At 64.5% G+C, this 26,613-nt stretch carries 27 protein-coding genes, 1 tRNA gene and 1 other RNA gene; 21 read left to right on the top strand and 8 right to left on the bottom strand.

Going from position 1 to position 26,613, the window contains the following annotated elements; translation table 11 throughout:
• Positions 1 to 18 precede the first annotated feature (18 nt).
• From VME63_RS14380 to VME63_RS14345, 8 genes are all read left to right on the top strand, one after another.
• Positions 19 to 1,269, top strand: a complete 1,251-nt coding sequence (locus tag VME63_RS14380; RefSeq protein ID WP_325434036.1) for a lipoprotein-releasing ABC transporter permease subunit — start codon at positions 19 to 21, stop codon at positions 1,267 to 1,269.
• A gap of 4 nt (positions 1,270 to 1,273) precedes the next feature.
• The gene (gene lolD / locus VME63_RS14375; RefSeq protein ID WP_325434035.1) at positions 1,274 to 1,969 is read left to right on the top strand and encodes a lipoprotein-releasing ABC transporter ATP-binding protein LolD; all 696 of its coding nucleotides are present in this window, start codon (positions 1,274 to 1,276) and stop codon (positions 1,967 to 1,969) included.
• A 160-nt stretch (positions 1,970 to 2,129) separates the two neighbouring features.
• Positions 2,130 to 4,448: a DNA internalization-related competence protein ComEC/Rec2 gene (locus tag VME63_RS14370; protein ID WP_325434034.1), complete on the top strand. Its 2,319-nt coding sequence runs from the start codon at positions 2,130 to 2,132 to the stop codon at positions 4,446 to 4,448.
• 90 nt (positions 4,449 to 4,538) lie between these two features.
• Positions 4,539 to 5,204 (top strand): MotA/TolQ/ExbB proton channel family protein, encoded by a 666-nt coding sequence (locus VME63_RS14365; RefSeq protein WP_325434142.1) that lies wholly within the window; start codon positions 4,539 to 4,541, stop codon positions 5,202 to 5,204.
• A 3-nt stretch (positions 5,205 to 5,207) separates the two neighbouring features.
• Positions 5,208 to 5,639, top strand: coding sequence for a biopolymer transporter ExbD (locus VME63_RS14360; RefSeq protein ID WP_325434033.1), 432 nt, complete (start codon positions 5,208 to 5,210; stop codon positions 5,637 to 5,639).
• The gene (gene msbA, locus VME63_RS14355; protein WP_325434032.1) at positions 5,636 to 7,426 is read left to right on the top strand and encodes a lipid A export permease/ATP-binding protein MsbA; all 1,791 of its coding nucleotides are present in this window, start codon (positions 5,636 to 5,638) and stop codon (positions 7,424 to 7,426) included. The genes VME63_RS14360 and msbA overlap by 4 nt, the downstream gene beginning before the upstream one ends.
• A 5-nt stretch (positions 7,427 to 7,431) precedes the next feature.
• Entirely contained in the window at positions 7,432 to 8,412 is a 981-nt protein-coding gene (lpxK, locus tag VME63_RS14350) for a tetraacyldisaccharide 4'-kinase (RefSeq protein WP_325434031.1), read from the top strand.
• Positions 8,413 to 8,486: 74 nt separating this feature from the next.
• Positions 8,487 to 8,885, top strand: coding sequence for a DUF6165 family protein (locus VME63_RS14345; protein WP_325434030.1), 399 nt, complete (start codon positions 8,487 to 8,489; stop codon positions 8,883 to 8,885).
• 24 nt (positions 8,886 to 8,909) lie between these two features.
• Here the strand turns inward: VME63_RS14345 and VME63_RS14340 are convergent, their stop codons facing one another.
• Positions 8,910 to 9,956: a glycosyltransferase family 9 protein gene (locus VME63_RS14340; protein ID WP_325434029.1), complete on the bottom strand. Its 1,047-nt coding sequence runs from the start codon at positions 9,954 to 9,956 to the stop codon at positions 8,910 to 8,912.
• 46 nt (positions 9,957 to 10,002) lie between these two features.
• Between VME63_RS14340 and VME63_RS14335 the strand changes: the two genes are divergently transcribed.
• From VME63_RS14335 to recR, 7 genes are all read left to right on the top strand, one after another.
• Positions 10,003 to 10,728, top strand: a complete 726-nt coding sequence (locus VME63_RS14335; RefSeq protein ID WP_325434028.1) for a 3-deoxy-D-manno-octulosonic acid kinase — start codon at positions 10,003 to 10,005, stop codon at positions 10,726 to 10,728.
• On the top strand, positions 10,725 to 11,483 hold the full coding sequence (locus VME63_RS14330; RefSeq protein WP_325434027.1) for an MBL fold metallo-hydrolase: 759 nt from the start codon (positions 10,725 to 10,727) through the stop codon (positions 11,481 to 11,483). The genes VME63_RS14335 and VME63_RS14330 overlap by 4 nt, the downstream gene beginning before the upstream one ends.
• 89 nt (positions 11,484 to 11,572) lie before the next feature.
• Positions 11,573 to 11,665: transfer RNA gene (locus VME63_RS14325), tRNA-Ser, on the top strand.
• A gap of 352 nt (positions 11,666 to 12,017) precedes the next feature.
• Positions 12,018 to 12,114: signal recognition particle sRNA small type (gene ffs, locus VME63_RS14320), an RNA gene on the top strand.
• A 91-nt stretch (positions 12,115 to 12,205) separates the two neighbouring features.
• Complete coding sequence (gene dnaX, locus VME63_RS14315; RefSeq protein ID WP_325434026.1) at positions 12,206 to 13,879, top strand: DNA polymerase III subunit gamma/tau; 1,674 nt, start codon at positions 12,206 to 12,208, stop codon at positions 13,877 to 13,879.
• Between the two features lie 19 nt (positions 13,880 to 13,898).
• Positions 13,899 to 14,222 (top strand): YbaB/EbfC family nucleoid-associated protein, encoded by a 324-nt coding sequence (locus VME63_RS14310; RefSeq protein ID WP_325434025.1) that lies wholly within the window; start codon positions 13,899 to 13,901, stop codon positions 14,220 to 14,222.
• Between the two features lie 40 nt (positions 14,223 to 14,262).
• Positions 14,263 to 14,862, top strand: coding sequence for a recombination mediator RecR (gene recR, locus VME63_RS14305; RefSeq protein ID WP_325434024.1), 600 nt, complete (start codon positions 14,263 to 14,265; stop codon positions 14,860 to 14,862).
• Between the two features lie 33 nt (positions 14,863 to 14,895).
• Here the strand turns inward: recR and VME63_RS14300 are convergent, their stop codons facing one another.
• The gene (locus tag VME63_RS14300) at positions 14,896 to 15,717 is read right to left on the bottom strand and encodes a hypothetical protein (protein ID WP_325434023.1); all 822 of its coding nucleotides are present in this window, start codon (positions 15,715 to 15,717) and stop codon (positions 14,896 to 14,898) included.
• 889 nt (positions 15,718 to 16,606) lie between these two features.
• On the opposite strand from VME63_RS14300, the gene VME63_RS14295 reads away from it, so the two are divergent.
• Positions 16,607 to 16,951, top strand: a complete 345-nt coding sequence (locus VME63_RS14295; protein ID WP_325434141.1) for a histidine triad nucleotide-binding protein — start codon at positions 16,607 to 16,609, stop codon at positions 16,949 to 16,951.
• A 72-nt stretch (positions 16,952 to 17,023) separates the two neighbouring features.
• Here VME63_RS14295 and VME63_RS14290 read toward each other — a convergent pair whose 3' ends face one another.
• From VME63_RS14290 to VME63_RS14275, 4 genes are read right to left on the bottom strand one after another with little or no spacing between them, the layout of a single operon-like run.
• Entirely contained in the window at positions 17,024 to 17,617 is a 594-nt protein-coding gene (locus VME63_RS14290) for a Slp family lipoprotein (protein WP_325434022.1), read from the bottom strand.
• Positions 17,618 to 17,667: 50 nt separating this feature from the next.
• Positions 17,668 to 19,608, bottom strand: a complete 1,941-nt coding sequence (locus VME63_RS14285; RefSeq protein ID WP_325434021.1) for a DUF3488 and transglutaminase-like domain-containing protein — start codon at positions 19,606 to 19,608, stop codon at positions 17,668 to 17,670.
• 32 nt (positions 19,609 to 19,640) lie between these two features.
• Positions 19,641 to 20,588, bottom strand: coding sequence for a DUF58 domain-containing protein (locus VME63_RS14280; protein WP_325434020.1), 948 nt, complete (start codon positions 20,586 to 20,588; stop codon positions 19,641 to 19,643).
• Positions 20,588 to 21,529, bottom strand: coding sequence for an AAA family ATPase (locus VME63_RS14275; RefSeq protein ID WP_325434019.1), 942 nt, complete (start codon positions 21,527 to 21,529; stop codon positions 20,588 to 20,590). Before VME63_RS14275 ends, VME63_RS14280 begins: the two co-directional genes overlap by 1 nt.
• Positions 21,530 to 21,555: 26 nt before the next feature.
• Between VME63_RS14275 and VME63_RS14270 the strand changes: the two genes are divergently transcribed.
• Entirely contained in the window at positions 21,556 to 23,148 is a 1,593-nt protein-coding gene (locus tag VME63_RS14270) for a glycosyltransferase family 39 protein (RefSeq protein WP_325434018.1), read from the top strand.
• Here VME63_RS14270 and VME63_RS14265 read toward each other — a convergent pair whose 3' ends face one another.
• Complete coding sequence (locus tag VME63_RS14265; protein WP_325434017.1) at positions 23,149 to 23,730, bottom strand: Maf family protein; 582 nt, start codon at positions 23,728 to 23,730, stop codon at positions 23,149 to 23,151.
• On the bottom strand, positions 23,727 to 24,179 hold the full coding sequence (locus VME63_RS14260) for a hypothetical protein (RefSeq protein WP_325434016.1): 453 nt from the start codon (positions 24,177 to 24,179) through the stop codon (positions 23,727 to 23,729). The genes VME63_RS14265 and VME63_RS14260 overlap by 4 nt, the downstream gene beginning before the upstream one ends.
• A gap of 194 nt (positions 24,180 to 24,373) precedes the next feature.
• Here VME63_RS14260 and VME63_RS14255 point away from each other — a divergent pair, with 194 nt between their 5' ends.
• The 4 genes from VME63_RS14255 to VME63_RS14240 all read left to right on the top strand — a co-directional run bounded on the left by VME63_RS14255 (position 24,374) and on the right by VME63_RS14240 (position 26,598).
• Entirely contained in the window at positions 24,374 to 24,853 is a 480-nt protein-coding gene (locus VME63_RS14255; RefSeq protein ID WP_325434015.1) for a YceD family protein, read from the top strand.
• A 21-nt stretch (positions 24,854 to 24,874) separates the two neighbouring features.
• Entirely contained in the window at positions 24,875 to 25,069 is a 195-nt protein-coding gene (gene rpmF, locus VME63_RS14250) for a 50S ribosomal protein L32 (protein WP_325434014.1), read from the top strand.
• A gap of 166 nt (positions 25,070 to 25,235) precedes the next feature.
• Positions 25,236 to 26,210, top strand: coding sequence for a beta-ketoacyl-ACP synthase III (locus VME63_RS14245; protein ID WP_325434013.1), 975 nt, complete (start codon positions 25,236 to 25,238; stop codon positions 26,208 to 26,210).
• Between the two features lie 16 nt (positions 26,211 to 26,226).
• Positions 26,227 to 26,598, top strand: a complete 372-nt coding sequence (locus tag VME63_RS14240; protein ID WP_325434012.1) for a nuclear transport factor 2 family protein — start codon at positions 26,227 to 26,229, stop codon at positions 26,596 to 26,598.
• Positions 26,599 to 26,613: the final 15 nt, after the last annotated feature.

Genomic DNA, 26,613 nt, shown 5'->3' with positions numbered 1-26,613 from the left:
CCCATAAGCGAACCCTCCATGTTCCGACCGCTCGAGCTTTTCATCGGCCTGCGCTACTCCCGCGCCAAACGGCGCAACCAGTTCATCTCTTTCATCTCCACCGTCTCCATCGTGTGCATCACGATCAGCGTGATGGCCTTGATCACCGTGATGTCGGTGATGAACGGTTTCGATTACCAGTTGCGCTCGCGCATCCTCGGTGCGATCTCCGATGCCACGGTGTCGGCGGTGTCCGGCGAAAGCGTGCAGAACTGGCAATACGCCATGAAGGTGGTGAAAGCCAATCCGCATGTGCGGGGCGCCGCGCCCTACGTTGAGATCCAAACCTTCATGCAGGCGCAGCGATCCACTGGCGCGCTGGTGCGCGGCATCGATCCGGCGCAAGAGCCCAATGTGTCGGACATCAACAAGCACATGATCGCCGGCTCGTTCGATTCGCTGACGTCCAAGCCCGACAGCTGGAATATCATCCTCGGCAAGGATTTGGCGATTCAACTAGGTGTGGACGTTGGCGATCACGTCACCTTGGTGGTCCCGGAATTGCGCGCGACACCCTTCGGTGCGGTGCCGGTGGTCCGTGGTTTCACGGTCAGCGGCATCTTCGAAATGGGCATGGAGGAGTTCGATTCCGGACTGGGCCTGATCAGCATCGCCAATGCCGAGAAGCTCAAGAGGATCGATGGCCCCACCGGCATCCGCCTGAAGCTCGACGATCTCTACAACGCCGGTCCGGTCGCGCGCGAACTGGCCAATACCCTGGGCCAGGTCTACCAGGTGACCACCTGGATGGACAGCCACGCCAATTTCTTCTCCGCGATCTCGATGGAGAAGAAGGTGATGTTTATCATTCTCTCGCTGATCATCCTGGTCGCGGTGATCAACTTGATCTCCATGCTGATGATGCTGGTCACCGACAAGCAGGCCGATATCGCCATCCTGCGCACGCTCGGTTCCACGCCGCGCAGCATCATGGGCATGTTCATGGTGCAGGGCGTGCTGGTGGGCGTGATCGGCATCGCCTTCGGCGTGACGTTCGGTTCGCTGCTGAGCTGGCAATTGCCCGTCATCGTGAAGTGGATCGAGCACGTCACCGGCATCGTTTTCCTGTCGCCGGACGTCTATTACATCAGCGAAGTGCCCAGCAAGCTCGACTGGCACGACGTGACCTGGGTGGCGTTGATCACCTTTGCCTTCTCCCTGCTGGCCACGCTTTACCCCGCTTGGCGCGCATCCCGGACCCAGCCGGCGCAGGCTTTGCGCTATGAGTAAGCCCATGACGAATGCTTCCACCGACATCGTGCTGCGCGCCAGCCACATCGCCAAGACCTACGAGGAAGGCGACCTGCGCACTACGGTGCTCACCAATGTCAATTTCAGCCTCAAGCGCGGCGAAACGCTGGCGATCGTGGGCGCGTCCGGCTCGGGCAAGAGCACGCTGCTGCACATCATCGGCGGCCTGGACACGTTTACGGGCGGCGAGGTGGAAGTGGAAGGGCAGATGCTCTCCAGGCTGTCCGACGCCGACCGTGGGCGCGTGCGCAATCGTTCGCTGGGCTTCATCTACCAGTTCCATCATCTGCTGCCCGAATTCACGGCGCTGGAGAACGTGTGCATGCCGCTGCTGATTCGCGGCACCGGGGTTGGCGAGGCGCAAAAGCAGGCCAGGACGCTGCTTGAGCGTGTCGGGCTCGGGCAGCGGCTGGAACACAAACCGGCCGAGCTTTCCGGCGGCGAGCGGCAGCGCTGCGCGGTGGCGCGTGCGCTGGTGACGCGCCCTTCCTGCGTGCTGGGCGACGAGCCCACGGGCAACCTGGACGAGGTCAACGCCGAGCAGGTTTATGCGCTGATGCTTGAACTCAATCGTGAAATCGGCACCAGCTTCATCCTGGTCACGCACGACAATCACTTGGCAGCACGCATGGACCGCACGCTGGAGCTGCACAATGGCGAGCTGCGCGAAAAACCTTGAAACACCGGGCCAGTTCGGCATGCATGTCCCATGGGCTCGCGTAAGGTCCGCTGGCGGGCCAAATCTGCATTGCCGGATCCGATAACGAGCCCTTCGCCTACACGAAAAGCCCAAGGTTGGGCGCTAGTGTGCATGGATCGGAACACGGAGCGGGACGCTCATGGTGCAGGGGGGCAAATGGCCTGGGGTGGTTGCGGCGGCGCTGGCGCTGCTGATTGGTATCGCCTCGGTGCAATGGATGTCCGTATTGCCGCCGCCGATGGCGTTGGTTGCGCTGGTGGCGTGCATGGCGATCCTGGCGTGGCGATTTCCGCGCATGCGCTTGCCTGCGATCGTGGCGCTTGGTTTTGCCTGGGCTGCCTGGCGTGGCGCTACCGCCATGGAGGCGCGGTTGCCGCGTGCGTGGGAAGGACAGGATTTCGACGTGGTCGGCCGCATCGAGAGTCTGCCGCGCACCCGGGCCGACGCCACCAGTTTCGAATTCCAGATCGAACGGGCCACGCGCAATGGGCAGGTCATACCCTTGCAGGGCCTGGCGCGCATCAGCTGGTACAACGGCGCGGCAGCGAAGCTTGAGCCCTGCTCGCGCTGGCACCTGGCGTTGCGTTTGCGCAGGCCCCGCGGACTGATCAATCCCGGCGGCGCCGATGGGGAGCGTAGCGCGCTGGCGCGTGGAATTGTCGCGGTGGGTTATGTGCGCGACGATCCTGCCAATCAACGGCAGATGGTCGCCTCCTTTTGCATGGACCGGCTGCGCGCTGCGTTGGCCGACGACATCCAGGCCCGTGTGCCCGATGCGCACGATGCGGCCTTGCTGCGTGCGTTCACGGTCGGCGACACGCGCGAGCTGAAGGAGCACGACTGGGATGTCGCCCGCGCCAACGGCGTCTCGCACCTGATCGCCATCTCAGGCTTCCATGTCGGCGTGGTGGCGGTGTTCGGGGCTGGGCTGTGCTACGCGATTTACGCGCTACTTCCGGCACTAGCATTGCGCTTTCCGCGCGTGCAGGCGCAGGCGATAAGCGCGCTGAGCTGGGCGGCGTTCTATGCGGCGCTCGCCGGCTTTGGCATGCCGACGGTTCGCACGGTGTTGATGATCGCCGCGGTGGCCTCGGCCCGTTGCTTCAGGCGCGCGTCCAGCCCGGGCCATGCCTTGGCGCTGGCGCTTATGGCGATCCTGATGGTCGACCCGCTGGCGGTGCTGGAAGCGGGTTTCTGGCTGTCGTTCGTCGGTGTCGGTTTTCTGATTCTGTGCCTGGAAGCGCAGGGGCGCGGCATCGGCGCCTTCCTGCGCGAATTGACGCTGGGGCAACTGGTGATGACCGTCGCCTTGTTGCCGCTGACGCAATGGTTTTTCGGCGAGGCATCGATAGTGGGGGCGGCATCCAATCTTGTCGCCGTGCCATTCATCAGTTTCGTGGTGGTGCCCTGCGCATTGATCGGCGTGTTGCTGCTGCTGATCTGCCCGCCCGCAGCCGGCCCGGTGTTGCAGGGCGCCGCAAAGCTGGCGCATGCCCAATGGTGGTTGCTGGAACAGACGGCCACTTGGCCGGGTGCGCATTGGTATCTGCCTGCCGTGCAGCCCTGGGCGCTGCTGCTGGCGACATGGGGGGCGCTGTGGCTGTTCATGCCCGCCGGCATGCCGTTGCGAGTCTTCGGTGCGTTGCTGTTTCTGCCGCTGGTGTTCCCGGTGCGCCACGAACCCGCCGAGGGTGCCTTCCAGGTGTGGGTGCTGGATGTGGGGCAGGGGCTTGCGGTGGTGGTGCGCACGCGCGGTCACGCACTGGTCTACGACGCCGGTGCGCGCTATCCCTCGCAATTCGACCTGGGCAGCGCGGTGGTGATTCCCTCGCTGCATGCGCTGGGGATCGATCGGCTGGACATGCTGATGATCAGCCACGCCGACAACGATCACGCGGGCGGCGCCGCGGCGGTGGCGGCGGCGTTTCCTCGGGCCGCGCGCTATGCGGGCGAGCCCGAACGCATGCCCTTGCCCATGGCACCGTGCGCGACCGGTCAGCAGTGGAACTGGGATGGCGTGCGCTTGAGGGTTCTCAACCCCACGGCCAACGGACAGGCGTCTTCGGATAACGATCGCTCCTGCGTGCTGCTGATCGAGGGCATCGGCGGGCGCATGCTGCTGACCGGTGACATTGCCTCGGATATCGAATCGCGCGTCGCAGCAGCGGTCGGACCAGGCCCGGCGCCGGTGCTGCAGATGCCGCACCATGGCAGCAAGACTTCATCCAGCCCGGAATTTATTGCGGCGACGAAGCCTGCACTCGCCATTGCTTCGGCTGGCTGGCTGAATCGTTTCGGCCACCCGCGTCCGGAGGTTTTGCAGCGCTACGCGGTGGCCGGAGTACCGGTTTTCAATACCGCCCTGGACGGTGCCGTTCAGATTGATTTTCCCATCGATGGCGCAGCCTATGTCGCGGCGCGCTGGCGCCGGCTGGAGCGGCGCTACTGGCGGGAATGAAATGCCACCCCCCGCACGGTATGCCATGGCGACGCTGTTATGATGGCCGCTTACGGCACAGGGCTTGTCCGGGAGTTTGTTGTGGGTGATTTGGGTCAGATTCTGATGGCGGGCGGTTGGGCGATGGCGCCCATCCTGATCTGTTCGGCGGTGGCGCTGGCGATCGTGCTGGAACGCTGCTGGACCTTGCGCCGCGGTTCGGTGCTGCCGCCCGGGCTCGCCCAGGAAGTGCGCGAATGGGCACGCTCCGACCAGCTCGATCCGGCGCATCTGGAAAAGCTCGCCACCGGCTCGCCCCTGGGTGAATTGCTGGCCGCCGCGCTCGCCGTGCGCGATCGTCCGCGCGACTTGATCAAGGAACGCATCGAGGATACCGGCCGCCATGTAGTCCATCGCATGGAGCGCTACCTCAATACGCTGGGAACGATCGCCCTGATCGGACCCCTGCTGGGCCTGTTCGGCACCGTGATCGGCCTGATCCGCATGTTCATGCAGGTGATGGTGGGCGGCATGGCCGATCCGACCAAGATGGCTGGCGGCATCGGCGAGGCGCTGATCTGCACCGCCGCGGGTCTCACGGTTGCCATTCCCGCGTACGTGCTGCACCGCTATTTCCGTTCGAAGGTCGCCGGCTATTGCGTGGATATGGAAAAACAGGCCACGTTGCTGCTGGACGACCTGACCTTCAACGCAGCCGCCGCCACGCCGCGTGCACGCCGCGCACCGGTGGCTGCGGGCGGCAAGGCGCCGGTCTGAGCCATGCGCATAAGTAACGACCGTCGCGGCGACGATTTCGAGATCAACGTGGTGTCGTTGATCGACGTGCTGCTGACGCTGCTGATGTTTTTCGTGCTGACCACGACCTTCGTGCAGCACTCGCGCCTGAAGGTGGAGCTGCCGCAGGCCAGCGCGGAAGATCGCGACATGCAGCCGCCGGCAATCACTATCATGGTCGATCGCGACGGCCATTTTTACGTGGGTAGCGACGAAGTGATGGGCGAGGGTGTGGCTCCGCTCAAGGACGCCATCGCCCGCGTTGCCGGCGATGACCGCAACCAGACCGTCACCATCCGTGCCGATGCCATGACGGCGCACCAGAACGTCGTCACCGCCATGGATGCGCTGGGCCAGTTGGGCTTTACTCATCTTTCCATCGCCACGACGCCCACGCAGGCGGAAGCGGGCAAATGAGCGACGGTAAAAAGAAGGTCGCCCTGTGGGACGAGGAAAGCCGTCGCGTCTACCGGCGGCTGTTGTCTTATTCGGCCCGCTATTGGCCGATACTGATGGTCGCCATCGTCGGCTTTGTCGTGGATGCCGGCGGCTTGGCGCTGTTTACGCGCCAGTTGCAGCCGATCATGGACGACCTCCTGACCAAGAAGGATCAGTACCTGATCTTCTGGATGCCGATCTGGATCATCGCCATCTTCATGGTGCGCGGCATCGCGATTTTCGTCAGCAACTACGGCATGGGCTACGTCGGGCGCAATGTCGTGCAGACCATGCAGCGCGACGTGTTCGACTCGTACCTGCGCTTGCCGGTCGCCTATTTCGGCAACGAACATTCCGGCCATCAGGTTTCGCGCATCACCTTCACCAGCGAACAGATCGCCGGTGCCTCGACCGATGCGCTGAAGGTGGCGGTTACCGAAGGCGCCACCGTCATCGGCATGTTTATCGTCATGCTGTATGAGAGCGTTTACCTCACCACGGCGCTGCTGGTGCTGGTGCCGGCAATCGTGCTGATCAGTGCGGCGGTCAGCCGGCGCTATCGCACCATCAGCCGCCGCATCCAGGGCATGATGGGTTCGGTCACCGGTACCGTGGAAGAAATGCTCAGGGCGCACCGCGAGGTGCGCATCTATGCCGGCCAGGAGCAGGCGGCGGAACGTTTCAAGCAAGTCACCGGGCGTGCGCGCTATCTGAATCTGAAGATCGTCGCGACCAGTGCCATCTCCGGCTCCACGATCCAGTCGGTGGCTTCGTTTTCGCTGGCGGGCATGGTGTTCCTGGCGTCGCGTCCGTCGGTCATCGACAGCATCTCGCCGGGCGTGTTCATCACGGTGATCGGCGCCATGGGCGGCATGCTGTCCTCGCTCAAGCGCCTCTCCAACGTGCAGTCGACGATTCAGACGGGTATCTCGGCGGCGGAGAATTTGTTCGCGCTGATCGATACGCCGGCGGAAGTCGATCAAGGCAGCGCCGTGTTGGAGCGCACGCGTGGCGATCTTCGCTTTGAGGAAGTGCGCCTTGTTTATCCACGCGGCGAGTTCGAAGCCTTGTCGGGCCTGGACCTGCATTGCGCACCAGGCACGGTCACCGCGCTGGTGGGGCGTTCGGGTAGCGGCAAGAGCAGCCTGGTCAGTCTGCTGCCGCGCTTTAATGAGCCTACCAGCGGCCGCGTTCTGCTCGACGGTGCCGATTACAAAAGCTACACGCTCGCTTCGCTGCGCAAACAAATCGCCTGGGTGGGGCAGCAGGTCGTGCTGTTCGATGGTACGGTGGCCGAGAACATCGCCTATGGCGAGCTGGCTGGCGCGTCCGAGCAGGAAATTGCCGCCGCCGCCGATGCGGCCAACGCGATGGAGTTCATCCACAAACTCCCGCAGGGCATCCATAGCCAGATCGGCGAGGGCGGTCACATGCTGTCCGGTGGCCAGCGGCAGCGCATCGCGATCGCGCGGGCCATTCTCAAGAACGCGCCGATCCTGGTGCTGGACGAAGCCACCAGTGCGTTGGACACCGAATCGGAGCGATTGATCCAGCAAGCCCTGCAGCGACTGATGCGCGACCGCACCACGCTGGTGATTGCGCATCGTCTTTCGACTATCGAGCATGCGGACCAGATCGCCGTGATGGACCACGGCAAGATTGTCGAGCGCGGCACCCATGCCCAGTTGATCGCGCTGAGCGGGCATTACGCCGCGCTACACCGCATGCAGTTCAACGAGCACCCCGTCGTTGCAGGTATCGACTAAGCGTCATGGCGCTGGCTCAAACGCTCCAGGCAGCGTGGTACGGCGCGGGGCGCCTACCCTGGTGGTGTCATCCGCTGGCAGGGCTTTATGGTTCGGTGGTGAAACTTCGGCGCGGCTTGTACCGCGCCGGCTGGCTGCGTACGGTGCGCCTGCCTTGCGCCGTGGTGGTGGTGGGTAATCTCACCGCCGGCGGTGCCGGCAAGACGCCGCTGACGCTTGCCTTGATCGATGCGCTGCGCGCACGCGGCTACCAGCCCGGCGTGGTCAGCCGAGGCTACGGCGGCAGCGTGCGCGAACCGACCTTGCTCGGCGATGCGCCCGATCCGACACAGGTCGGCGACGAACCCTGCCTGATCCGCGCAGCCGGCGTTCCCGTCGCGATCGGTCGCGACCGGCCCGCCGCCGCCCAGTTGCTGATTGCCGCCGGCTGCAACGTTGTGATTGCCGATGACGGCCTGCAGCACTATCGGCTGGCCCGCGATGTCGAGATCTGCGTGATCGATGGCGAGCGCCGCTTTGGCAACGCGCGATTGCTGCCAGCCGGGCCCTTGCGCGAATCCATGGACCGGCTGGCAACTGTCGATTTTCGCGTATGCAACGGCGGGGTTGCGCAAGCGGGGGAAATTCCCATGCGTTTGCAAGGCGGCAAGCTGCGTGCGCTGGTCGATGGCCGCGAACAATCCATCGAATCGTTTGCTCAAACGCGTGCGCACGCAGTGGCCGCCATCGGCCATCCACAGCGTTTTTTCGACAGTCTCGCCGCGCAAGGCGTCGACGTCATCGCCCATCCCTTTCCCGATCATCATGCCTTTGCCCCCGGGGAGCTGGATTTTCGCGACGATTTGCCTGTGCTGATGACCGACAAGGACGCGGTGAAATGCCGGGGTTTTGCACGGCATGACTGGTGGAGCGTGCCGGTGCAGGCCCAGTTGCCCCAGACGTTTTACGACGCTTTGAGCGCGCGCCTGCGGCTCGCCAGGACGTAAACCGCCGCCAGGGGCGCTATCATGGGTGCCCTTTCCGGCGCTGGCCGGCATACGCTTTTCCGTGCGAGGTTTTCATGAGTCTGATCCAGGTACCGGTTTCCTTCGGAGAACTGATCGACAAGATCACCATCCTTGAGATCAAGTCCAAGCAGATCACGGACGCGGCGAAACTCGCCAACGTGCACAACGAGCTGAACCTGCTTAATGCCACATGGGCCAATCACCACGCCTCCGAGACCGACATTTCGCACGAGCGCGCACGCCTGCTGGCGGTGAACGAAGCGCTGTGGGATATCGAAGACCGCATCCGCCTGAAGGAAAAGGCGCAGGCGTTCGACACGGAATTCGTCGAGCTGGCGCGTGCGGTGTACTTCCAGAACGATGAGCGCGCGGCGGTGAAGCGCCAGATCAATCTCAAGCTGGGTTCACAGCTGGTGGAAGAGAAGTCGTATCAGGATTACCGGCAAAAATAATCCAGGCGGCCGGTGCGTGGCGTGCTACTTAGGCGCGCCTAGCACCTGCGCGGCGGCTTCGAAACGCTCCACCACATCGTCGATGGCGATCAAATCCATCACGCCGGGACGTTCGATCTTGCTGCCCCAGGGGATTTCGTTGGCCGGTTTGCCAAAGTACTTGCGCGACGCTTCATCGTATTTATCCACGCACCAGCGCAGGTCCGAATAGGGGCCCGAACGTTTCGGATTGCTGGCCGCATGCAGGCCGAGCACTTTCATGCCCACCGTGTTGGCCATGTGCATGGGGCCCGAATCGGGCGTAAGCAGAAGCTGGGCGCGGCAGAACATGGCCATCAATTTTTTCAGCGTGTCCTTGCCGGTAAGATCCAGCGGCGCGTGGCGGCACGCCGCAAGCACGGCATCGGCCATGGAGCGTTCGCCCGGCGATGGACCGCCGATCAACGCCACCCGCCAACCCTTGGCCGCGGCGTGGTCCATCACCGCCGCATAGCGTTGCGTCTGCCAATTGCGCAGGGCATGACTGGAGGTCGGGCTGACCAGCAGGGTGGGTTGATCGCCGGGAAGCTGTTCGGCGGCCCAGGCGTGGGCTTCCTCGGGAATGGGGATGTCCCAGCGCACCTGCGTCTGCTTCAAACCCAGCGGTTCGCAAAAGCTGCCGATCGCTTCCAGCACGTGTTCGCCGCTGCGGGCGGGGATGCGTTCGTTGATCACCAGGCCGTGCAGGTCCTTGGCGCGCGCGTGGTCGTAGCCGACGCGGCGCTTGGCCTTGAGCCCTAAGCTCAGCAGGTTCGAACGCAAGGCCACCTGCATCTGCAGCAGGGCATCGAAGCGCCTGCCGCGCAGGGTGGCGTGGACCTCGCGCATGCCGGCCCAGCCGGCGCTTTTGTCGAAGGTCACAAACTCCACGCCGGGCAGGTCGCCTACCAGCTTGCGTTCCAGTTTGCCCACGATCCAGGTCAGCGCCACCCGCGGCCAGGCCCGCCGCAGCGTGTGCACCAGCGGCACCACATGGGTGACGTCGCCGATGGCGGAGGTGCGCAAAAGACAGATGGAGGTGGGATCTGACATGTAGAATCGCCCGACAATGAACCAAGACAGGGCCACGGCAGCACTCATGCACGAGCAACTGCGCCACGACGCCGAGGGTGCGATTCTGTTCGACCCTACCGTGTCGCCACAAGTCGATGGCGAGTGGTTCGATCCCCAATACTGGCGCGGCCGCGGCGCCCTTGGCACACAGGCCGGGGGCAGGGGCGGGGTGGCGATGATCGATACGCCGGCCGGCGAGTGTGTGCTGCGCCATTACCGCCGCGGCGGCATGGTCGCGGCATGGATGGGCGATCGCTATCTCTGGACGGGCGCCGCACGCACGCGCGGGTTTGCCGAGTTTCGTCTGCTGCAGGCGATCGCGCGGCTGGGGCTGCCCGCTCCGCAGGTGGTTGCGGCAAGGTATCGCCGCATCGGCCTCCACTATCGCGCCGACCTGATCACCCGCCGCATCGCCGATACCCAGACCCTGGCCCAATGCATTCCCGCCAAGCGCCTGGACGCGGAGCTGGCGCAAGAGGTCGGCGCCCTGGTGGCGCGCTTTCACCGCGAAGGCGTGTGGCATGCCGATCTCAACGCGCACAACATACTGGTCGCCGACGATGCGCTTTACCTGATCGATTTCGATCGCGGATATCTGCGAACGCCGGCCCCGGGTTGGCGCATGGCGAACCTGCAACGCCTGCGCCGGTCGCTGTTCAAGCTCGGTGCGGCGGCGCAAGGCGAGGCGGTTTTCGACACGGTAGTCTGGACGCCGCTGATGTACGGCTACGAGCGTACCCTAGGCGCATGAACTGGCATCTGCATTTTCTCGGTACCGGCGCCGCGCACGCGGTGGCATTGGGCTCGTCCTCCGCCGTGCTCGAGCACGAAGGCAAGCCCTTGCTGCTGATCGACTGCGGCCCCGATACGCTGGACCGCTATCTTGCCGCCTACGGCGAGCCGCCGCGCAATCTCTACATCACCCACACGCACATGGATCACGTGGGCGGCCTGGAGCGCTTGTTTACGCGCCTGTGGTTCAACGAAAGCCTGCGTGGCCGCACGCGCGTGTTCACCCATGCCGCGCTGGTACCTTGGCTGCAGACGCGCGTGGCCGATTACCCGAACGTGCTGGCCGAAGGCGGCGTCAACTATTGGGAGGCGTTCCGGCTGGTGCCGTGCTCGCGCGGTTTCTGGCTCGATGGCTGGTGGTTCGATGTCTTTCCCACCCGGCATCATCAGCCGGGAACCTCCTTTGGCCTGGCGCTGCAGGGAAGCTTTGCCTTCACCGGCGATACGCGGCCGATCCCCGAAGTGCTGGCTCACTTCGCAGGCGGGGCCGAGTGGATCGCGCACGACTGCGGGCTGGTGGGCAACCCCTCGCATACCGGCGTGGACGATCTGGAGCGCGACTACGACCCGGCGCTGCGCGCGCGCCTGCTGCTTTACCACTACGGCAGCGTGTCAGACGGCGCGGCGCTCGCCGCACGCGGCTACCGCATCGCCACCACCGGCGAACGCGTGGCATTGGCCGCCCCGCCGCCGCCCCGGCCGGACGCCGGTTGAGCCTTGGACTCTCTTGTCTGAATCGAGGGCAGACGTTATCCTTCCGCTTCTTTGCCGGTGCTTTTCGCGGCAAAGCGGTTTATGCGTGCGGAGAGATGTCCGAGTGGTTGAAGGAGCACGCCTGGAAAGTGTGTATACGGCTTATCCCCGTATCGAGGGTTCGAATCCCTCTCTCTCCGCCAGTTATTGAAAGGTGCGACGGCCGGAAGCTGGCGCATGGTTGGAAAAGGAACGAAATGAGAGAGAGGGTGAGAACCCTCGCGGTTCGACAAATTCGTCGGGAACGAATTTGGACAGCCGCAGGCTGGCCCCGAAGCGCGTAGCGCGCAGGGGTGAGGCCCATGGAGGGGCCGAACAATCCCTCTCTGCGCCAGTTATTGAAAGGTGCGACGGCAGGAAGCTGGCGCATGGTTGGAAAAGGAAGGAAAACAGCAAGGTTGATGCCTTCTCTTTTCCGGCCAAAACTTAAAAGATGAACGTCGATGCTTGATCAAGCGTTCATCCGGGCTTCGGCGCCCGCCCCTATGGTGGCCCCGTCGGTCCCCCCGCGACGATAGTTCGCAAACCCCGCCAGGTCCGGAAGGAAGCAACGGTAGCGGATGATTCGGGTGCCGGGGTGTGGCTGGCGGGGCCGCCGCCTTTTCGGGGCCGCCGCCACTGTCGCATGACTTGCCAAGGGCGACTTGGCACAATCGGGTCTTACTCCCAACTGACCGTGACGCATGTCTTATCAGGTACTCGCGCGTAAGTGGCGCCCTCGCAAGTTCGCCGAACTGGTCGGACAGGAGCACGTCGTACGCGCACTGACCAACGCCCTGGACAGCGGCCGCATGCATCACGCCTATCTGTTCACCGGCACGCGCGGCGTGGGCAAGACCACGATCGCGCGCATCTTCGCCAAGTCGCTCAATTGCGAGCGAGGCGAATCGGCCGATCCGTGTGGTGAGTGTGCGGTGTGCACGGCGGTCGATGCGGGCCGTTTCGTGGATCTGCTGGAAATCGACGCGGCCAGCAACACGGGCGTGGACGACGTGCGCGAAGTGATCGAAAACGCGCAATACGCCCCCGCGCGCGGACGCTTCAAGGTATACCTGGTCGACGAAGTGCACATGCTTTCGAAGCCGGCCTTCAACGCCTTGCTCAAGACGCTGGAAGAGCCGCCGCCGCACGTGAAATTCCTGCTGGCGACCACCGACCCGCAAAAGTTGCCGGTGACGGTGCTCTCGCGCTGCCTGCGCTTCAATCTCAAGCGCCTGCTGCCCGAGCAGATCGCCGGGCAGATGCGGCATATCCTGGGCGCCGAACATATCGAATATGAAGACCCGGCGATCGGTGAACTCGCGCGTGCGGCCGATGGTTCGCTGCGCGACGGTTTGTCGCTGCTGGACCAGGCCATCGCTTATGGCGGGGGCTCGCTTAAAGCCGACGATGTTCGCGCGATGCTCGGCAGTGTCGAGCGCGGCCAGGTGCTCGGCCTGCTCGATGCGCTGGCGGCCGGCGACGGGTCGGCCCTGATGGCCGAGTCCACGCGCATCGCTTCCTTCTCGCCGGATTTCGGCAGCGTGCTGGACGATCTGGCCGCGGCCCTGCATCGCATTCAGCTGATCCAACTGGTTCCCGGTTACCGGCCGGAGAACGATGACAGCCACGACAGCGTATTGATCCGCCTGGCCGAGCGGCTGGTGGCTGAAGACGTGCAGCTGTACTACCAGATTGCCATCACCGGCCGGCGCGATCTGTCGCTGGCCCCCGATGCGCGTACCGGTTTTGACATGGCGTTGCTGCGCATGCTGGCGTTTCGTCCGTCCGACGGGGCGGCGCCGGCCCCATCTTCCGGGCAGCGGCCCGCACCTCCAACGCAACGCCCGGCGCCAGCGACGCCGGCCGCCCCGGCTGCCGCGCCCGCGCAGCAGGCGCAGCCCGTACCGTCGCCATCCCACGCGGCACCGCCCGTGGCGCACGTGCCGGCTCCAACCCGGCCCATACCGTCACGGCTGGTCGATGCCGGCGGCATGCCCGATTGGGAGGCGCTGATTCAGCGCGCCGATCTGCGCGGCCCGCTTGGCCAGCTGGCGCAGAATTCGGCTTTGCGAGGGCGCGAAGGGAATACGCTTGTGCTGGCATTGCAGCCCACCCATATGCACCTGGCGGTCGAGCCCATGGTGAGCCAAATCGCCGATCGTCTCAGCGAGGTCATGGGCGAGCAGGTAAGGTTGCGCTTCATCGGCGACAGCCAGGGGGCCGAGCAAACCCCGGCCGCCCGCGCCGCCACCGCACGCAGCGCGGCACAATCGGCCGCCGAGGCCTCGATCGAGGGCGATCCGCTGGTGCAGGCGCTCAAGCGTGAATTCGGCGCGCGGGTCGTGCCGCAATCGGTCAAACCTTTTGAATCCTGATATTCCGGAGTTAAGTGCTATGAGAGGACAACTCGGCCAGCTGATGCAGCAAGCGCAGCGCATGCAGGAGGATATGAAGCGCGCGCAGGAAGAGATCGCCAAGCTGGAAGTGACCGGCAGCTCCGGCGGCGGCCTGGTGAGCGTGGTGATGAGCGGCGCGCACGAAGTGCGTCGTGTGCAGATCGATCGCAAGCTGTTCGCCGACGATCCGGAGATGGCCGAAGACCTGGTCGCCGCAGCGATCAACGATGCCGTCAACAAGGTCGCCGAAGCGAGCAAGAGCAAGCTGGGCGGCGTCACCGCCGGCATGAATCTGCCCCCCGGCTTCAAGATGCCGTTCTGATGGGTTTGCCACTCCCCGATGGGAGCGGGAGCCGCCGCGCATGAGCAGTTCGCCACTTCTCAACGAGCTTATCGAAGCCCTGCGCTGTTTACCCGGCGTGGGCGGCAAGAGCGCGCAACGCATGGCGTTTCATCTGCTGGAGCGCGAACGCGAGCGCGGCCTTAAGCTGGCGGCGGTGTTGCAGCAAGCGATGCAGAAGATCGGCCATTGCACGCGCTGCCGCAATTTCAGCGAAGCCGACGTGTGCGCGATCTGCGCCAGCGGCAGCCGCGATCGGCATGCGTTGTGCGTGGTCGAATCCCCCACTGACCTTGCCGCCATCGAGCAGGCCACGGGCTATCGCGGCCAGTACTTCGTGCTGATGGGACGCCTGTCGCCGCTGGATGGCCTGGGGCCGGAGGAACTGGGCCTGGGACTGCTGGCCGAACGGCTCGCCGAGGGCGAGGTCGAGGAATTGATCCTGGCCACCAATCCCACCGTGGAAGGCGAGGCTACCGCGCACTACCTGGCGCAACTGGCGCGTGCCGCCGGGATCAGGCCGACCCGGCTGGCGCACGGCGTACCGCTGGGCGGCGAACTGGAATACGTCGATCGCGGGACGCTGGCGCATGCCTTCGGCAGCAGGCAGTCCGTGGAATAGCGGATTGCCTCGGGCGCCGCGCGCCCAGCCTTTTTACAGCTGGTTGACCGCGATGACGCTGCTGTCGACCACGTTCATGGCGCCCAGCAATTGCGCCGAGACCTTGTACATCTCATCAGCCTGTCTTTTCAGTTGCGCGGCAAACTGGTGAAGCCGGCCAGCGGGTAGGTCGTCCCCCAATAAATCGAGTACCTCAGCCGAAAACTCCGCCACTGCCTGGGCGCCGGTAAGCGCGCTTTGCGTCGCGCCCAGCGCTGCTTTGGCAGCAGCCTTGCGGTCGGTGTTCAGTGTGTTGACCGCGTCGTAAAGACCTTCGAACGTTTGACGCGCGTAATACTTTGTAGCGAACAGGGTGTACATGCCATCGCCGAATGTTTTCAACAAGGTATCGCCGCTGCGGCGATCCAGCTTGGGAATGGCCAAGCCTATGGTTTGACCCAGGTTATCGAAATAGTCGGCGATGGCGCGGAATTTTTGTGTACGCGTACTGGATGGGTCGGAAAGAGTTTGGGCAAGGTCCCGGAAGCTGCTTAGAGGGCTTGCCACCAGATCAAGCGCGCGGTGCGCGGTGTTGATGTTTTGCTCGGCCATCTTCCAGGCCTTGGCGTTGTCTTGCTGGCCGGCTTGGCTGGCCAGTGCGCTGTTGTACCCAAACGCCCCGCGCAATGCGCGCATCGCGCCGCTGATGCCTTGATAACTGTCCCAGAACATATCTGAATATCTGCGTTGCCTCATTGCGTCATAGGCGCTGGCAAAGTTCGCACGAGCGCTGCCGGAGCCGTTGATGAAGTCGTTCAGGCGTTCGCGCCTGTAATTGACGTCGCTCCAGGTCGGTTCTTTTGGCTTGCTGGGCATGCTTGATTGATCGGAAGGCCCGCCTTGACGCCTGATTTTGGGATGGGCTGCGCTACCAGGAGGCGTAGCCGCCGCTGGTTTGCCAGGTACGCCTTGGTGCCTGACCCTTGAATAGTCAACGCTACAAGGAGACATCGCCGCCGGCTGCGTGCCGTCGAAAGAATATGCAAATGGATTTGCAGGCGTGATGAGCGGATGCGTTTGTCCAACGTGTGGCGGCGCGTGTCTGTAGGGAGGGCTCGCGGCAGGCGCGGAGCCGGCGGGCGATGCGTACGGAGGAAGCGCTTCTTGCGTGGCGGACGAGGGCATGTATCGGGAATCGTTGCGCGCGATATGCATAGGTTCTTCCTGTATGCGAGCGTTGGGTCAGCCTCGTGGCGGCGCCGGCAACTGGCGCCTGCGCCGTCCATGTCTTTTCAGTCTGCTCGTGCCATGGTGTTCGCCAACGAGGGATGAGCCGGCTTTCTGTAGTGCGGCGAATGGAAGGCGTCTTGCTTCCTGCGCGATGGCCTCCGGTCATTGGTCATGGTTTGCGCGCCAAATAAGCTTCGACATGAAGATCTGGTTGGCTGACAGTGTTCCGGAAGTAGTTTTCCCACGGTGGTGCAGGACTATATGGACGGATGATGGGCATACCGCAGCGCATCGAGCCGGGGAGCGTGAGTGGCCGGTTATTTGCCGGGCTGGCCCAAGAGGGAGGGTCGTTTCGCCGCGAGCTTGCGCGGCATGCGCGGTTTATCCATGGATGAATCGACGGCTGCCAGGTATGTCGGCGATGCAAGATGAGGTAATTTATTCGGCGCAACGGTGCCAGTTGCCCGAGCCGATGCGATGGACATGGGCTGGATCGTGCCATCCCGGGCGGATGCATATAGCGAAGGAACTACTCATGGGCGACACCATTTTCGGCAAGATCATCCGCCGCGAAATTCCGGCCGACATCGTTTATGAAACCGACGACGTTCTGGCCTTCCGCGATCTCAATCCGCAGGCGCCGGTGCATGTGCTGTTCGTGCCGAAGCGGCCGATTGCGACCCTGAACGATGCGGAGCCGGCCGATGCATCGTTGCTCGGCAAGCTTCTATTGGCCGCGGCCGACTATGCCAAGCAAGAAGGCGTGGACAAAGACGGCTACCGCACGGTCGTCAACTGCAATGAACATGGCGGACAGACCGTATTCCATCTGCACGTGCATCTGCTCGCTGGGCGCAGGATGACCTGGCCGCCGGGCTGATTGCGGGCTTGACTGTTCGCGCATGAAAAACGCCGGCGGATGCCGGCGTTTTTGTGAGCCTTGTTCGGACGATCAGCGGTGGCGCACGACGATGACGCGAGGTGCGTACCAGCCGCCGCCCCAACCCCAATAACCGCCCCAGCCCCAGGGACCACCCCAGTACGGCCCCCAGAACGGGTCATACCAGCCCGGACCGTAGTAGGGGTAGCCGTAGTAACCCACCGGCCGCTTGGGCCACAGGTAGACGACGTTGGCTTCCACGCGCGGGTAGCTGTAGTTGTAATCGCCGACCTTGCGCGTCATCGTGCCTTGAATCGTACCGGTGACGGTAATTTCACGGCCGCGCGCAAACACCTCCGGATCATAGAAACCCGCACGGCAGGCTACGAAACGGCCTTGGCTGTCGTTGTTGCCGGTGCGCGTCGGGCGGGCCTGGCTATCCAGAGGACGGCTCAGCACGTAGAAGCAGGTCGATTGCTGCCCGGGCTCGGTGCTGATGATTTCGCCGCCCCAGCGCACCTGCGTGCCGCTGGCATTGCCCTGCTGAGCGGTAAGCGAGGTGACATTGGGTGCGTAGTTGCCCTGCAGCGGCTGTGGCACCGTGGCGCAGGCGGCCAACAGGGCGGTGGCCGCTGCGAGGCTGAAAATTCGTAAGAGGGGAGACATAAGGTTTTTCTCCATCGTGGGCGGTTGCATGCTACAGCGTCGCGCTGTGTTTAGACCACGCGGTGCGGCTGGAAATTCCGTACTGCCTGCCGGAACGCGCGCAAAGATTGGGGTGAAGGTTCGATGGTGGCGTAGCGCAGCTCGATATAGCACCTCATCAACTGATCCAGTTCCACACGTTGTCCCGGCAGTGCGCGGATGGCGCGGCGAAGATAATTGCGCGGCCCTTCGCTGCGCCCGCGAGCGACTCCCGCCCGGGCAAGCTTGCGCTCCAGCGCACGCATGGCCGCGAGGGCAGGATCACCCTCCGGCCGACGCCATAGCGCCCACGACAGGCCAACCACGCCAAACAACGCGATGCCCACGGCCAGCAGCCTTGTCAACATGCTGGCGTCCGCGTCGCGAACGCCGAAGGGAGTCAGCAGTCCGCGTTGGCGCAATGCGTCGAAACCGATAACGCCTTGGTTCCACATTCGGTTGACGATGTCCCATTGATTGCGCATCGATTCGAGCAGCCCCGATTGATACCAAGGCATCTGGCCCGCCGCCGCGCTCGCCGCGCCGAGACTGACCCGCTGAGGTCGCACCGCCGCGGTGGGGTCGATACGTACCCAGCCCCGCCCCGCCAGCCATACTTCGCTCCAGGCATGCGCGTCCGAATCGCGCACCAGCAGGTACTGGCCCAGGGAGTTCCAGAAGCCGCCCTGGTAACCGGTGACTACCCGCGCCGGAATACCCGCCGCGCGCATCACCACGGTGAAGGACGATGCGTAGTGTTCGCAAAATCCTTCGCGCGTATTGAACAGAAAGTCATCCACGGCATCGCGCCCCAATGGCGCCGGCAGCAAGGTGTAACTGAAGCCGCCATCGTGGAACCGGTGCAGCACCGCCGAGACGATACCCGCCTCATTGCTGCCGAAGCGTTGCCGCAACTGGGCCGCCCAGGCATGCGTGCGCGGATCGAAGCCTGCCGGAAGCGCCAGCGCGCGTGCGCGCAGGGCCGGATCCAGTTCAGTGTCCAGCCGGTAACGCATTGCCGAGCGGGCCGCGTATTGACGCAGGTCATTGACCGGCTTGTCGGCCAATACTTCGCCGTCCGCATGCATATGCGATTGAGCGGGAGCCTGAAGGGGAAGATCGAGCATCGGCAGTATGTGCTGATGCGTGGGTTCCAGGTTGACCTGGTAGCCGATGTCCCCCGCCGACTGCATGGCGAGCGCGTCCACGACCGGCATATCCGCGCGCGACCAGCTCTTGCCGTCGTAATCCCACATCACATAAGCGCGAAAGTAGCGCTGCGCGTTCGGCGGTGGTGCGCCGTCGAAGGTGACCCGCATGGCGGGGCTGTCGTCGGTAAGCAACTGGCTGAAGTCGCTCGGCGACATCTGGTCGCTGAGGCCCGTGCGCGCCGTCTGCCCATTGGACGTACCCCACAGCGGCGAACTCAGCCGCGGCACGAGCACGAACGACATGATCGTCACCGGCAGCGATGCGATCAGCAATACCAGGGCCGGCAACAGCTGGCGCGACAGCTTGGTAGGTACTTGCGTGGGCTCCAGCGATTGCCAGGTGGCCATGGCCGGCAGCAGCCCAAGCGCCACCACGGCCGTTGCCATAAGGCCTTGCCCAAACAGCAGCGCAGCCATCAACAGGAAACAGGCGAACGCGGCGGCGACGCGCGCGTCGCGCGGCGATTCGCTTTCGGTCAGCTTGAGGACCAGCAATCCGGCGGCCAGCGCCGAGCCCGGTTCGCGGCCGAAGATATTGCCGTAGTTCAGTACCACGGCAGCCACCAGGATCAGCAGCATCGGTACTTTCAACCACCCGGGTACCCGTGCGGGACGTTCCCGGCGCTGCCACCAGCGCAAGGCCAGCGCCATGGCCAGCGCCGCGCTCAGCCACCACGGCAGATGGCCGGCATGGACGGCCAATACGAACGCGGCGGCCATGCACATCAAGTCGAAGCTGCGATGGCTTACCTGCTCAGGCACGCTGCGAGCGTGCAAGAGATGCCCGGCGCCGATCATGGCAGCAAGGCCAGTGCGCTCATGCAGCGCGCATAGTGAGCCGGGCCGCTGCCCAGTTCGATGGATTGGTCCGGCAGCCACAGGCTGCACGGACGCCCCTGCAACTGAGCCTCGCCAAGCCAGCGGGCCAGTCGCGCGATGCGCGATTCGTCGTCCAGGCCGTGTATATGCCGCCAGTCCAGCCGCCATTCCTGACGGGCCTGGGGTTGCTCGTAATCTTTCACGAGCAGGGTTTCATGGCGCGCGCTGGCTTTCCACGCCACGTGCCGCATCGAATCGCCACTGCGGTAATCGCGCAGGGACGCCAAATCCTCCCCGCGATGCAGCCGCTGCCGGCGGCTGTCGATATCAGGCAGGGTTGGCGGTGGTCCTGATATCTCCGGTCTTGGCCAGACCAAGACGGCCACGTTCGGGCGCGACCAGGTCCATGCGCGGAACAGCCCCATCGGCCAGGTGGTCCAGATGCGAAAGCGCGGCAGCGTGAGCCAGCCGCGATGTTCGGTGGGAATGCTCACGCGCACGTCGATGCGGCCTTGCACGTCGAAGGCGACGCTGCTTCGGTCGATGTCCAGTCTTACCGCCTGCCGCAGCCGCGTGGCTTGCATGTCGAAAATCACATCGATCGGGTGTCCGGCGGTGGCGTGTCCGGCGCGCACGCTGTGCACGTTCAACCCGTTGAGCGTGCGAAACGCGACCAGCATGCTGATCGCGGTGGATGCGCCGAGCAAACAGGTAAGCAACAGCGCGGCGTTGTTGGCATAGTTGAGGCTGCCGACCAGCATCACCAGCAGCAACACGGTGAACGCCAGGCCAAAGCCGGTGGGCACGATGTAGATGCGCCGCCGATGCAGATGGATCGGCAGTTCCTCGGGCTGGCGGTGGCGCGTGAGCGCCGGCAGCCGGCGCTCGGCCCATGCTTGCAGGTGCTGCAGCTGGGCTTGCATCAGTCGACGGCGACTTCGCTCAGCAGGGTGCGCGCCAGCGTGTCGCCGTTGGCGCCACGCGTGGCGACCAGGCGATGCCCGGCCAGTGGCACAAACAATGCCTGGATATCTTCAGGCAGTACGTGCCCGCGATCGCTGAGCAGCGCCCATGCGCGCGCCGCCGCCAGCAAGGAAAGGCCGGCGCGCGGCGACAGGCCCACGCGCACTTCCGGATGCCTGCGGCTGGCGGTCAGCAAGGCTTGCAGGTAATCGAGCAAGGCCGGGCTGGCGGTGATGTTTTGCACTTGGCGATGCAGGGACGTGAGGCTTGCGGCGTCCAATTGCGGCGAAAGCCGCGTCAGCAGGTCGCGCCGGTCAGTGCCGGTCAGCAGTTCGCGTTCGGCGGTGGCGTCGGGATAGTCCAGCGACACGCGCAACATGAAGCGGTCCAGTTGCGAATCGGGCAGGGGGAATGTGCCGGCCAGGTCCAGCGGATTCTGCGTGGCGACCACAAAAAACGGTTCGGGCAAGATATGTGTCTGGCCATCCACCGTCACCTGATGCTCGGCCATGGCCTCAAGCAGTGCGCTTTGCGTTTTCGGCGTGGCACGGTTGATTTCGTCGGCCAGCAGCAGGCCCGCGAAGACGGGGCCGGGATGAAAACGAAACTGCCCCGTCTCGCGCTCGTACATGCTGACCCCGATAATGTCCGAGGGCAGCAGGTCGCTGGTGAACTGCACGCGCTGGAAATCGAGTGCGAAGCTTGCCGCAAGTGCGTGCGCCAGCGTGGTTTTGCCCACGCCCGGCACGTCTTCCAGCAGCAGGTGGCCGCCGGCGATCAGGCACGTAAAGGCCAGTTTGACTTGACGCGCCTTGCCGAGCAGTACGCGGTTGACCTGCGTTACGGCGGCGTGCAGACGCTGCTGCAGGTTTTCATCACGAAGCGGAGTGATGGCTGACATGAGTTTGTGTAAGGCAAGGACTAAAGATGGGCAATGACGCCAGTGTAGTCGCCGGCATCGGGCGCTGGCGAGCGGCATTCGTCACGGCGTTTGTCTTTCTGTTGGTGGTGAAGCTGGTGCTCGCCGTGCTCATGCCGCCCTTCGGCGACGAGGCGTTTTACTGGCAGGAAAGCCGGCATCTGGCCTGGGGATATAGCGACCTGCCACCCCTTACGGCCTGGCTGATCCGCTTGGGCGAGAGCCTGGCCGGGCACGGTACGCTGGGCATGCGCTGGCCGTTCCTGCTGCTTGGCAGTGCGCTGCCTTGGGTAGTGGTGGCGTTCGGGCGTCGCGCCTTCGGCGCACGTGTGGGCTGGCAGGCGGGCTTGCTTTGCCTGTGCCTGCCGCTGGCGGGCAGTCTCGGGGTGATGGCGGTGCCCGATGTGCCGCTGACCGTGGGCGGCGCGGTCGCGATGCTGGCTGTGCTCAAGGCCATGGATGAAAACCGCCGGTGCGACTGGCTGCTGCTGGGGGCGGCGCTTGCCGTGTGCTGGATGAGCCACTACCGCGCGGCGATGTTCATGATCGCGGGCCTGCTGTTGCTGCTGCTTACGCCCCGGGGACGCCTGCAGTGGGCGCGGAGCGGGTTCTGGCTGGCGATGGCGGTGGCTGGTTTGGGCCTGATTCCGCTGCTGGTCGCCAACTGGCAATTGCATGGCGCGGGCCTGAGCTTTCAGTTGATCGAACGCAATCCATGGCGCTTCCACGCCGACACACTGGTACAGCCGCTGGAACAAGCCCTGACCTGCACGCCGCTGCTTTATGCGGCGCTGCTGTGGGCGGCATGGCACAGCTGGCGCCGTCGTGGCAGCGGCCCCTGGGATGTGATTGCGCTGGTGTCGCTGAGCTTCATCGTGGTTTATTTCGTGGCGGGTCTGTTCGCCGACGATCAGCGCTTCCGCGTGCACTGGCCGCTGCCGGGATATCTGCCGCTGCTGGCGGCGTTGCCGGCATTGCTGCATGAACCGGGGGTCGGACGAACCTGGCGAACGGTGACGCTCGCCGGGGCGGCGCTGGCTTTCCTTGCGATCACCGCGGGCCTGGTCTATTTCGGCCTGGCATCGTCCGCGGGCACTGCGCGCTGGCTGGGGGCGGCACGCATCGTTCCGACCAGCGTCATCGGCTGGCGCGAAAGCGCCGATGTCGCCAAAGCGCTCCTGGCGCAGCAGCCAGCGGTGCTGGTTGCGGACAATTTCATGTTGGCCGCGGAACTTGATTTCCAGTTCGATGGCAAGCGCGAGGTCTACACGCTCGACAGCCCATTGAACGCACGCTACGGGCGCGCGCCGCAAGTGGCGCTATGGGGCACGGACGAAACGGCCTTGCGCCGCCTGCATGCGGGCGCGCCGGTCGTGCTGGCGGTCGACGATTACGCGCTGCGCGAGCGCGGGCGTGCCGCATGGCTTGGCTCGCTGTGCGCGCGCGTAGCGCATTTGCAGGCAGTGCAGCGCATCAGCCTGTTCGATGATCGCAAGCGTGTGTCGTTCTATCGCGGCACGATCGCGTCGGTTGCGCAGCCGGACGCCGATCGTGCCGATGCGTGCGTCGCCTTGCGCGACGCGCAGGCTGCGCAGCGCTAGTCATGGAATGCGCAGGCCCGCATCGCGCAACAAGCGGGCCAGCGCGATCAGCGGCAGGCCGACCAGTGCGCTCGGGTCGCTGTTTTCGATGCGTTCGAACAGGCTGATGCCCAGTCCTTCGCACTTGAAGCTGCCGGCACAGTCCAGTGGCTGCTCGCGTTCGATATAGCGTTCGATCTCTTGGGCGTGGAGCGCGCGAAAGTGCACCTGGGTGAGGTCAAGGTGCGTGTGGCGTTGGCCATTGCGGGTGTCCAGCACGCATACGGCCGTGTGAAATTGCACCGTGCGGCCCGAGCAGGCGCAAAGCTGCGCGTGGGCGCGTTCCACCGTGCCGGGTTTTTCCAGCAGTACGCCGTCGAGCTCGGCGACCTGGTCGGAACCGATCACCACCGCGTCCGGGTAGCCTTTCCCCGCATCGGCGGCCTTGGCGATGGCCAATCGCATCGCCCGCACAGGCGGTGTTTCGCCGGCGATCGGTGTTTCTTCGGTGCCCGGTGCCTGGGTTTCGAACTCCAGCCCGAGGCGGCGCAGCAGTTCGCCGCGATAGCGGGAGGTGGAGCCAAGCACCAGCAAGGCGGTCACGGCGTGGAATCTTGCCGGATGTGCTCGCGCATGGCGCTGTCCAGCTCGCTTTGGGCCTGGCCCAGGGCCTGCAGCAGCGGGCGCAGCCGCTCCCGGGTCTGGTCCATGGACTGGGCGGCGGCGTCCAGCTCGCGCTGGGTGGCGGCCGTGGCGTGGTCGCGTATCCACAGGCGTTGCTGCAGCAGCGCGCGCAGGCCGGCCTCGACGGCATGATCGGCTTCCTGCTCGCTGGCGGCGGGCAGGTCGGGGTTGAGCGACATCACCGCATGGGCCTGCTGCAGGCGCGCCCGGCAGGATTTCAGGTCGATCTCCAACTGGTCGGCCACATCCATCAAATGGCGCAGGCTGGCTGACCGTCTTGCCAGCCGGCGAGACAGGATGGCGCCGGTCAGCGCCGCCGCCGCTAGAATGACTACGAGGGCCACGCCGAGCGTCAGGTAGATGTCCACGGCAGGGGCGGCCCAGGCTGAAGTGACGCTCAGTCTGCCGTATGTGCCTGAATCAGGCAAAGCTGGGCGGTCGCCGAAAGAAACCGGGCGGGGCGTGGCCGCACCGCCCCGGTTCAGTTGACTTCAACTCTCTGAAAATTTACTATTTCCCGGTTATGTCCGCGACACTGCCAGAGTCCGTGGACGCTTGGCGCATGGTTTCGGCGCGGCGTTCGTTTCAGGGATCACTGCCCATCGCCGCAATGCCTCGCCTGTGCGAGGTGCTGGCGGATGATGCAGGTTTGGCGTCGTACGAGCTCGATTTCGGTCGGGACGCGTACGGCACGGCATACGTCGACGTTCGGGTTCAGGCGCCTTTGTGGCTGGTTTGCCAGCGTTCGCTCGAACCGTTCGTCATGCCGGTCACGGTGGACAGTCGGCTGGGCCTGATCCGTTCCGAGCGCGAGGAAGCCGCGTTGCCGGCGGGATGCGAGCCGCTGCTGATCGCCGAGGACGACAAGCTCAACCCGATCGATGTGATCGAGGACGAATTGCTGTTGGCGCTGCCGCTGGTGCCGGTCAATCCGGACAGCGAGCTGCCCGAAGAAATAACACGCCCGCCGGCGGAGGAGACTCCCGCCCAAGAGCGCCCCAATAACCCGTTCGCGGTGTTGCGCGAACTCAAGAAGACCTGATTTAAGAGCTGGAGAACCACCATGGCCGTTCAAAAGAGCCGCAAGACCCCGTCCACCCGCGGCATGCGTCGCTCGCACGACAAGCTGAGCACCGTGCAGCTGGCCACCGATCCGACCAGCGGCGAAGTGCATCGTCGTCACCATGTGACGGCCGATGGCTACTACCGCGGCAAGAAGGTGATCGACACCAACGTTGCGGTGGTCGAGGAAGACTGAGCCCCCCGGGGAGCCCCCAAGGGCTTGGGAGTAGGGTTTCGCATGGCGGCGCGGTGACGCGCCGCTTTGCGTTCCGGCTTCCGGCAACGTAACGTTGCGTTCCAGCGTGCCCGGTCACCCGCAAGGCGGATGGCGCGACGCACCTTCGCTTGCTGATGGATAATCAATGGCACAGTTCTACTCCCGCATCATGGGTACCGGCAGTGCGCTGCCCGAGCGCGTCCTGACCAACGCCGACCTGGAAAAATTCGTCGATACCAGCGACGAATGGATCAATGCCCGCACCGGCATCCGTCAGCGCCACGTGGCCGCCGAGGGCGAGACCACCGGCGATCTCTCCACGCTCGCCGCGCAGCGTGCGCTCGATGCGGCGGGCGTGAAAGCCTCCGAGATCGACCTGATCGTGCTGGGCACGACCACGCCCGACATCATTTTTCCGTCCACCGCCTGTCTGGTGCAGCACCGCCTCGGCGTGAACGGCTGCGCGGCCTTTGACGTCAATGCCGCATGCTCGGGCTTCGTCTACGCGCTGGGCATCGCCGACAAATTCATCCGCAGCGGCCAGTCGAAAAAAGTGCTGGTGATCGGCGCCGAAACGCTGACGCGCATGGTCGACTGGAACGAACGCGAAACCTGCGTGCTGTTCGGCGATGGCGCGGGCGCGGTGGTGCTGGAAGCCTCCAGCGAGCCGGGCATCTATGCCACCTGCCTGCATGCCGACGGCGCCTACAAGGACCTGCTGTATAACCCGGTCGGCGTGTCGGTCGGCTTCAAGGACGAACCCAATCACGGCGTGCGTATCCGCATGTCCGGCCGCGAAGTGTTCAAGGTGGCCGTGAAGACGCTCGATTCGCTGGTCGAGGAAACCCTTTCCGCCGCCGGCATGGAAGCATCCCAGCTGGACTGGCTGATTCCGCACCAGGCCAACCTGCGCATCATCGAAGCGACGGCCAAGCGCCTGAACATGCCGATGGAGCAGGTTATCGTGACCGTCGACAAACATGCCAACACCTCCTCCGGCTCGGTGCCGCTGGCGCTGGACAGCGCCGTGCGCTCGGGCAAGGTGAAGCGTGGCCAGAATCTGCTGCTGGAAGCCTTTGGCGGCGGGTTCACCTGGGCGTCGGCACTGCTGCGCTATTGAGTCGATGTCGCGGCCCATGCGCGATATCGATGCGCCCGAACACGTCGTCCAGCGCCAGCTGGACGCGTATAACGCGCGCAATTTGGATGCATGGCTGGACAGCTACGCACCGGATGCGCGCCAGTTTGAATACCCCGACACGTTGCTGGCCCACGGGCACGAGGACATCCGTGCCCGCGCCGAACCGCGTTTCGCCGAACCCAATCTGCATGCGAGCCTGCTCAAACGCGTGGTGTTGGGAGAGATGGTGATCGATCACGAAAGCGTTACGCGTACGTTTCCCGAAGGACCCGGGCGGATCGAGCTGGTCTGCATCTATCAGGTGCGCGCCGGCAAGATTGTTACGGCGTCGTTCGTGTTTGGCGCCAAGTCCCTTGACGTAGCGTAGCCGCCGGCACGCGCA

Origin of the sequence: Dyella sp., from assembly GCF_035503745.1 — a bacterium.
Classification (GTDB): Bacteria; Pseudomonadota; Gammaproteobacteria; order Xanthomonadales; family Rhodanobacteraceae; genus Dyella_B.
This window is presented reverse-complemented; position numbering and strand designations above follow the sequence as displayed.

Coding starts and splice junctions, on each gene's coding strand:
- VME63_RS14300 (WP_325434023.1), bottom strand. CDS start 15,717: ATGCCCAGCAAGCCAAAAGAACCGACCTGGAGCGACGTCAATTACAGG.
- VME63_RS14340 (WP_325434029.1), bottom strand. CDS start 9,956: ATGTCAGATCCCACCTCCATCTGTCTTTTGCGCACCTCCGCCATCGGC.
- msbA (WP_325434032.1), top strand. CDS start 5,636: ATGAGCGACGGTAAAAAGAAGGTCGCCCTGTGGGACGAGGAAAGCCGT.
- VME63_RS14370 (WP_325434034.1), top strand. CDS start 2,130: ATGGTGCAGGGGGGCAAATGGCCTGGGGTGGTTGCGGCGGCGCTGGCG.
- VME63_RS14310 (WP_325434025.1), top strand. CDS start 13,899: ATGAGAGGACAACTCGGCCAGCTGATGCAGCAAGCGCAGCGCATGCAG.
- VME63_RS14280 (WP_325434020.1), bottom strand. CDS start 20,588: ATGCAAGCCCAGCTGCAGCACCTGCAAGCATGGGCCGAGCGCCGGCTG.
- VME63_RS14330 (WP_325434027.1), top strand. CDS start 10,725: ATGAACTGGCATCTGCATTTTCTCGGTACCGGCGCCGCGCACGCGGTG.
- VME63_RS14290 (WP_325434022.1), bottom strand. CDS start 17,617: ATGTCTCCCCTCTTACGAATTTTCAGCCTCGCAGCGGCCACCGCCCTG.
- VME63_RS14245 (WP_325434013.1), top strand. CDS start 25,236: ATGGCACAGTTCTACTCCCGCATCATGGGTACCGGCAGTGCGCTGCCC.
- lpxK (WP_325434031.1), top strand. CDS start 7,432: ATGGCGCTGGCTCAAACGCTCCAGGCAGCGTGGTACGGCGCGGGGCGC.
- rpmF (WP_325434014.1), top strand. CDS start 24,875: ATGGCCGTTCAAAAGAGCCGCAAGACCCCGTCCACCCGCGGCATGCGT.
- dnaX (WP_325434026.1), top strand. CDS start 12,206: ATGTCTTATCAGGTACTCGCGCGTAAGTGGCGCCCTCGCAAGTTCGCC.
- VME63_RS14335 (WP_325434028.1), top strand. CDS start 10,003: ATGCACGAGCAACTGCGCCACGACGCCGAGGGTGCGATTCTGTTCGAC.
- lolD (WP_325434035.1), top strand. CDS start 1,274: ATGACGAATGCTTCCACCGACATCGTGCTGCGCGCCAGCCACATCGCC.
- VME63_RS14360 (WP_325434033.1), top strand. CDS start 5,208: ATGCGCATAAGTAACGACCGTCGCGGCGACGATTTCGAGATCAACGTG.
- VME63_RS14380 (WP_325434036.1), top strand. CDS start 19: ATGTTCCGACCGCTCGAGCTTTTCATCGGCCTGCGCTACTCCCGCGCC.
- VME63_RS14240 (WP_325434012.1), top strand. CDS start 26,227: ATGCGCGATATCGATGCGCCCGAACACGTCGTCCAGCGCCAGCTGGAC.
- VME63_RS14345 (WP_325434030.1), top strand. CDS start 8,487: ATGAGTCTGATCCAGGTACCGGTTTCCTTCGGAGAACTGATCGACAAG.
- VME63_RS14270 (WP_325434018.1), top strand. CDS start 21,556: ATGGGCAATGACGCCAGTGTAGTCGCCGGCATCGGGCGCTGGCGAGCG.
- VME63_RS14255 (WP_325434015.1), top strand. CDS start 24,374: ATGGTTTCGGCGCGGCGTTCGTTTCAGGGATCACTGCCCATCGCCGCA.
- recR (WP_325434024.1), top strand. CDS start 14,263: ATGAGCAGTTCGCCACTTCTCAACGAGCTTATCGAAGCCCTGCGCTGT.
- VME63_RS14275 (WP_325434019.1), bottom strand. CDS start 21,529: ATGTCAGCCATCACTCCGCTTCGTGATGAAAACCTGCAGCAGCGTCTG.
- VME63_RS14295 (WP_325434141.1), top strand. CDS start 16,607: ATGGGCGACACCATTTTCGGCAAGATCATCCGCCGCGAAATTCCGGCC.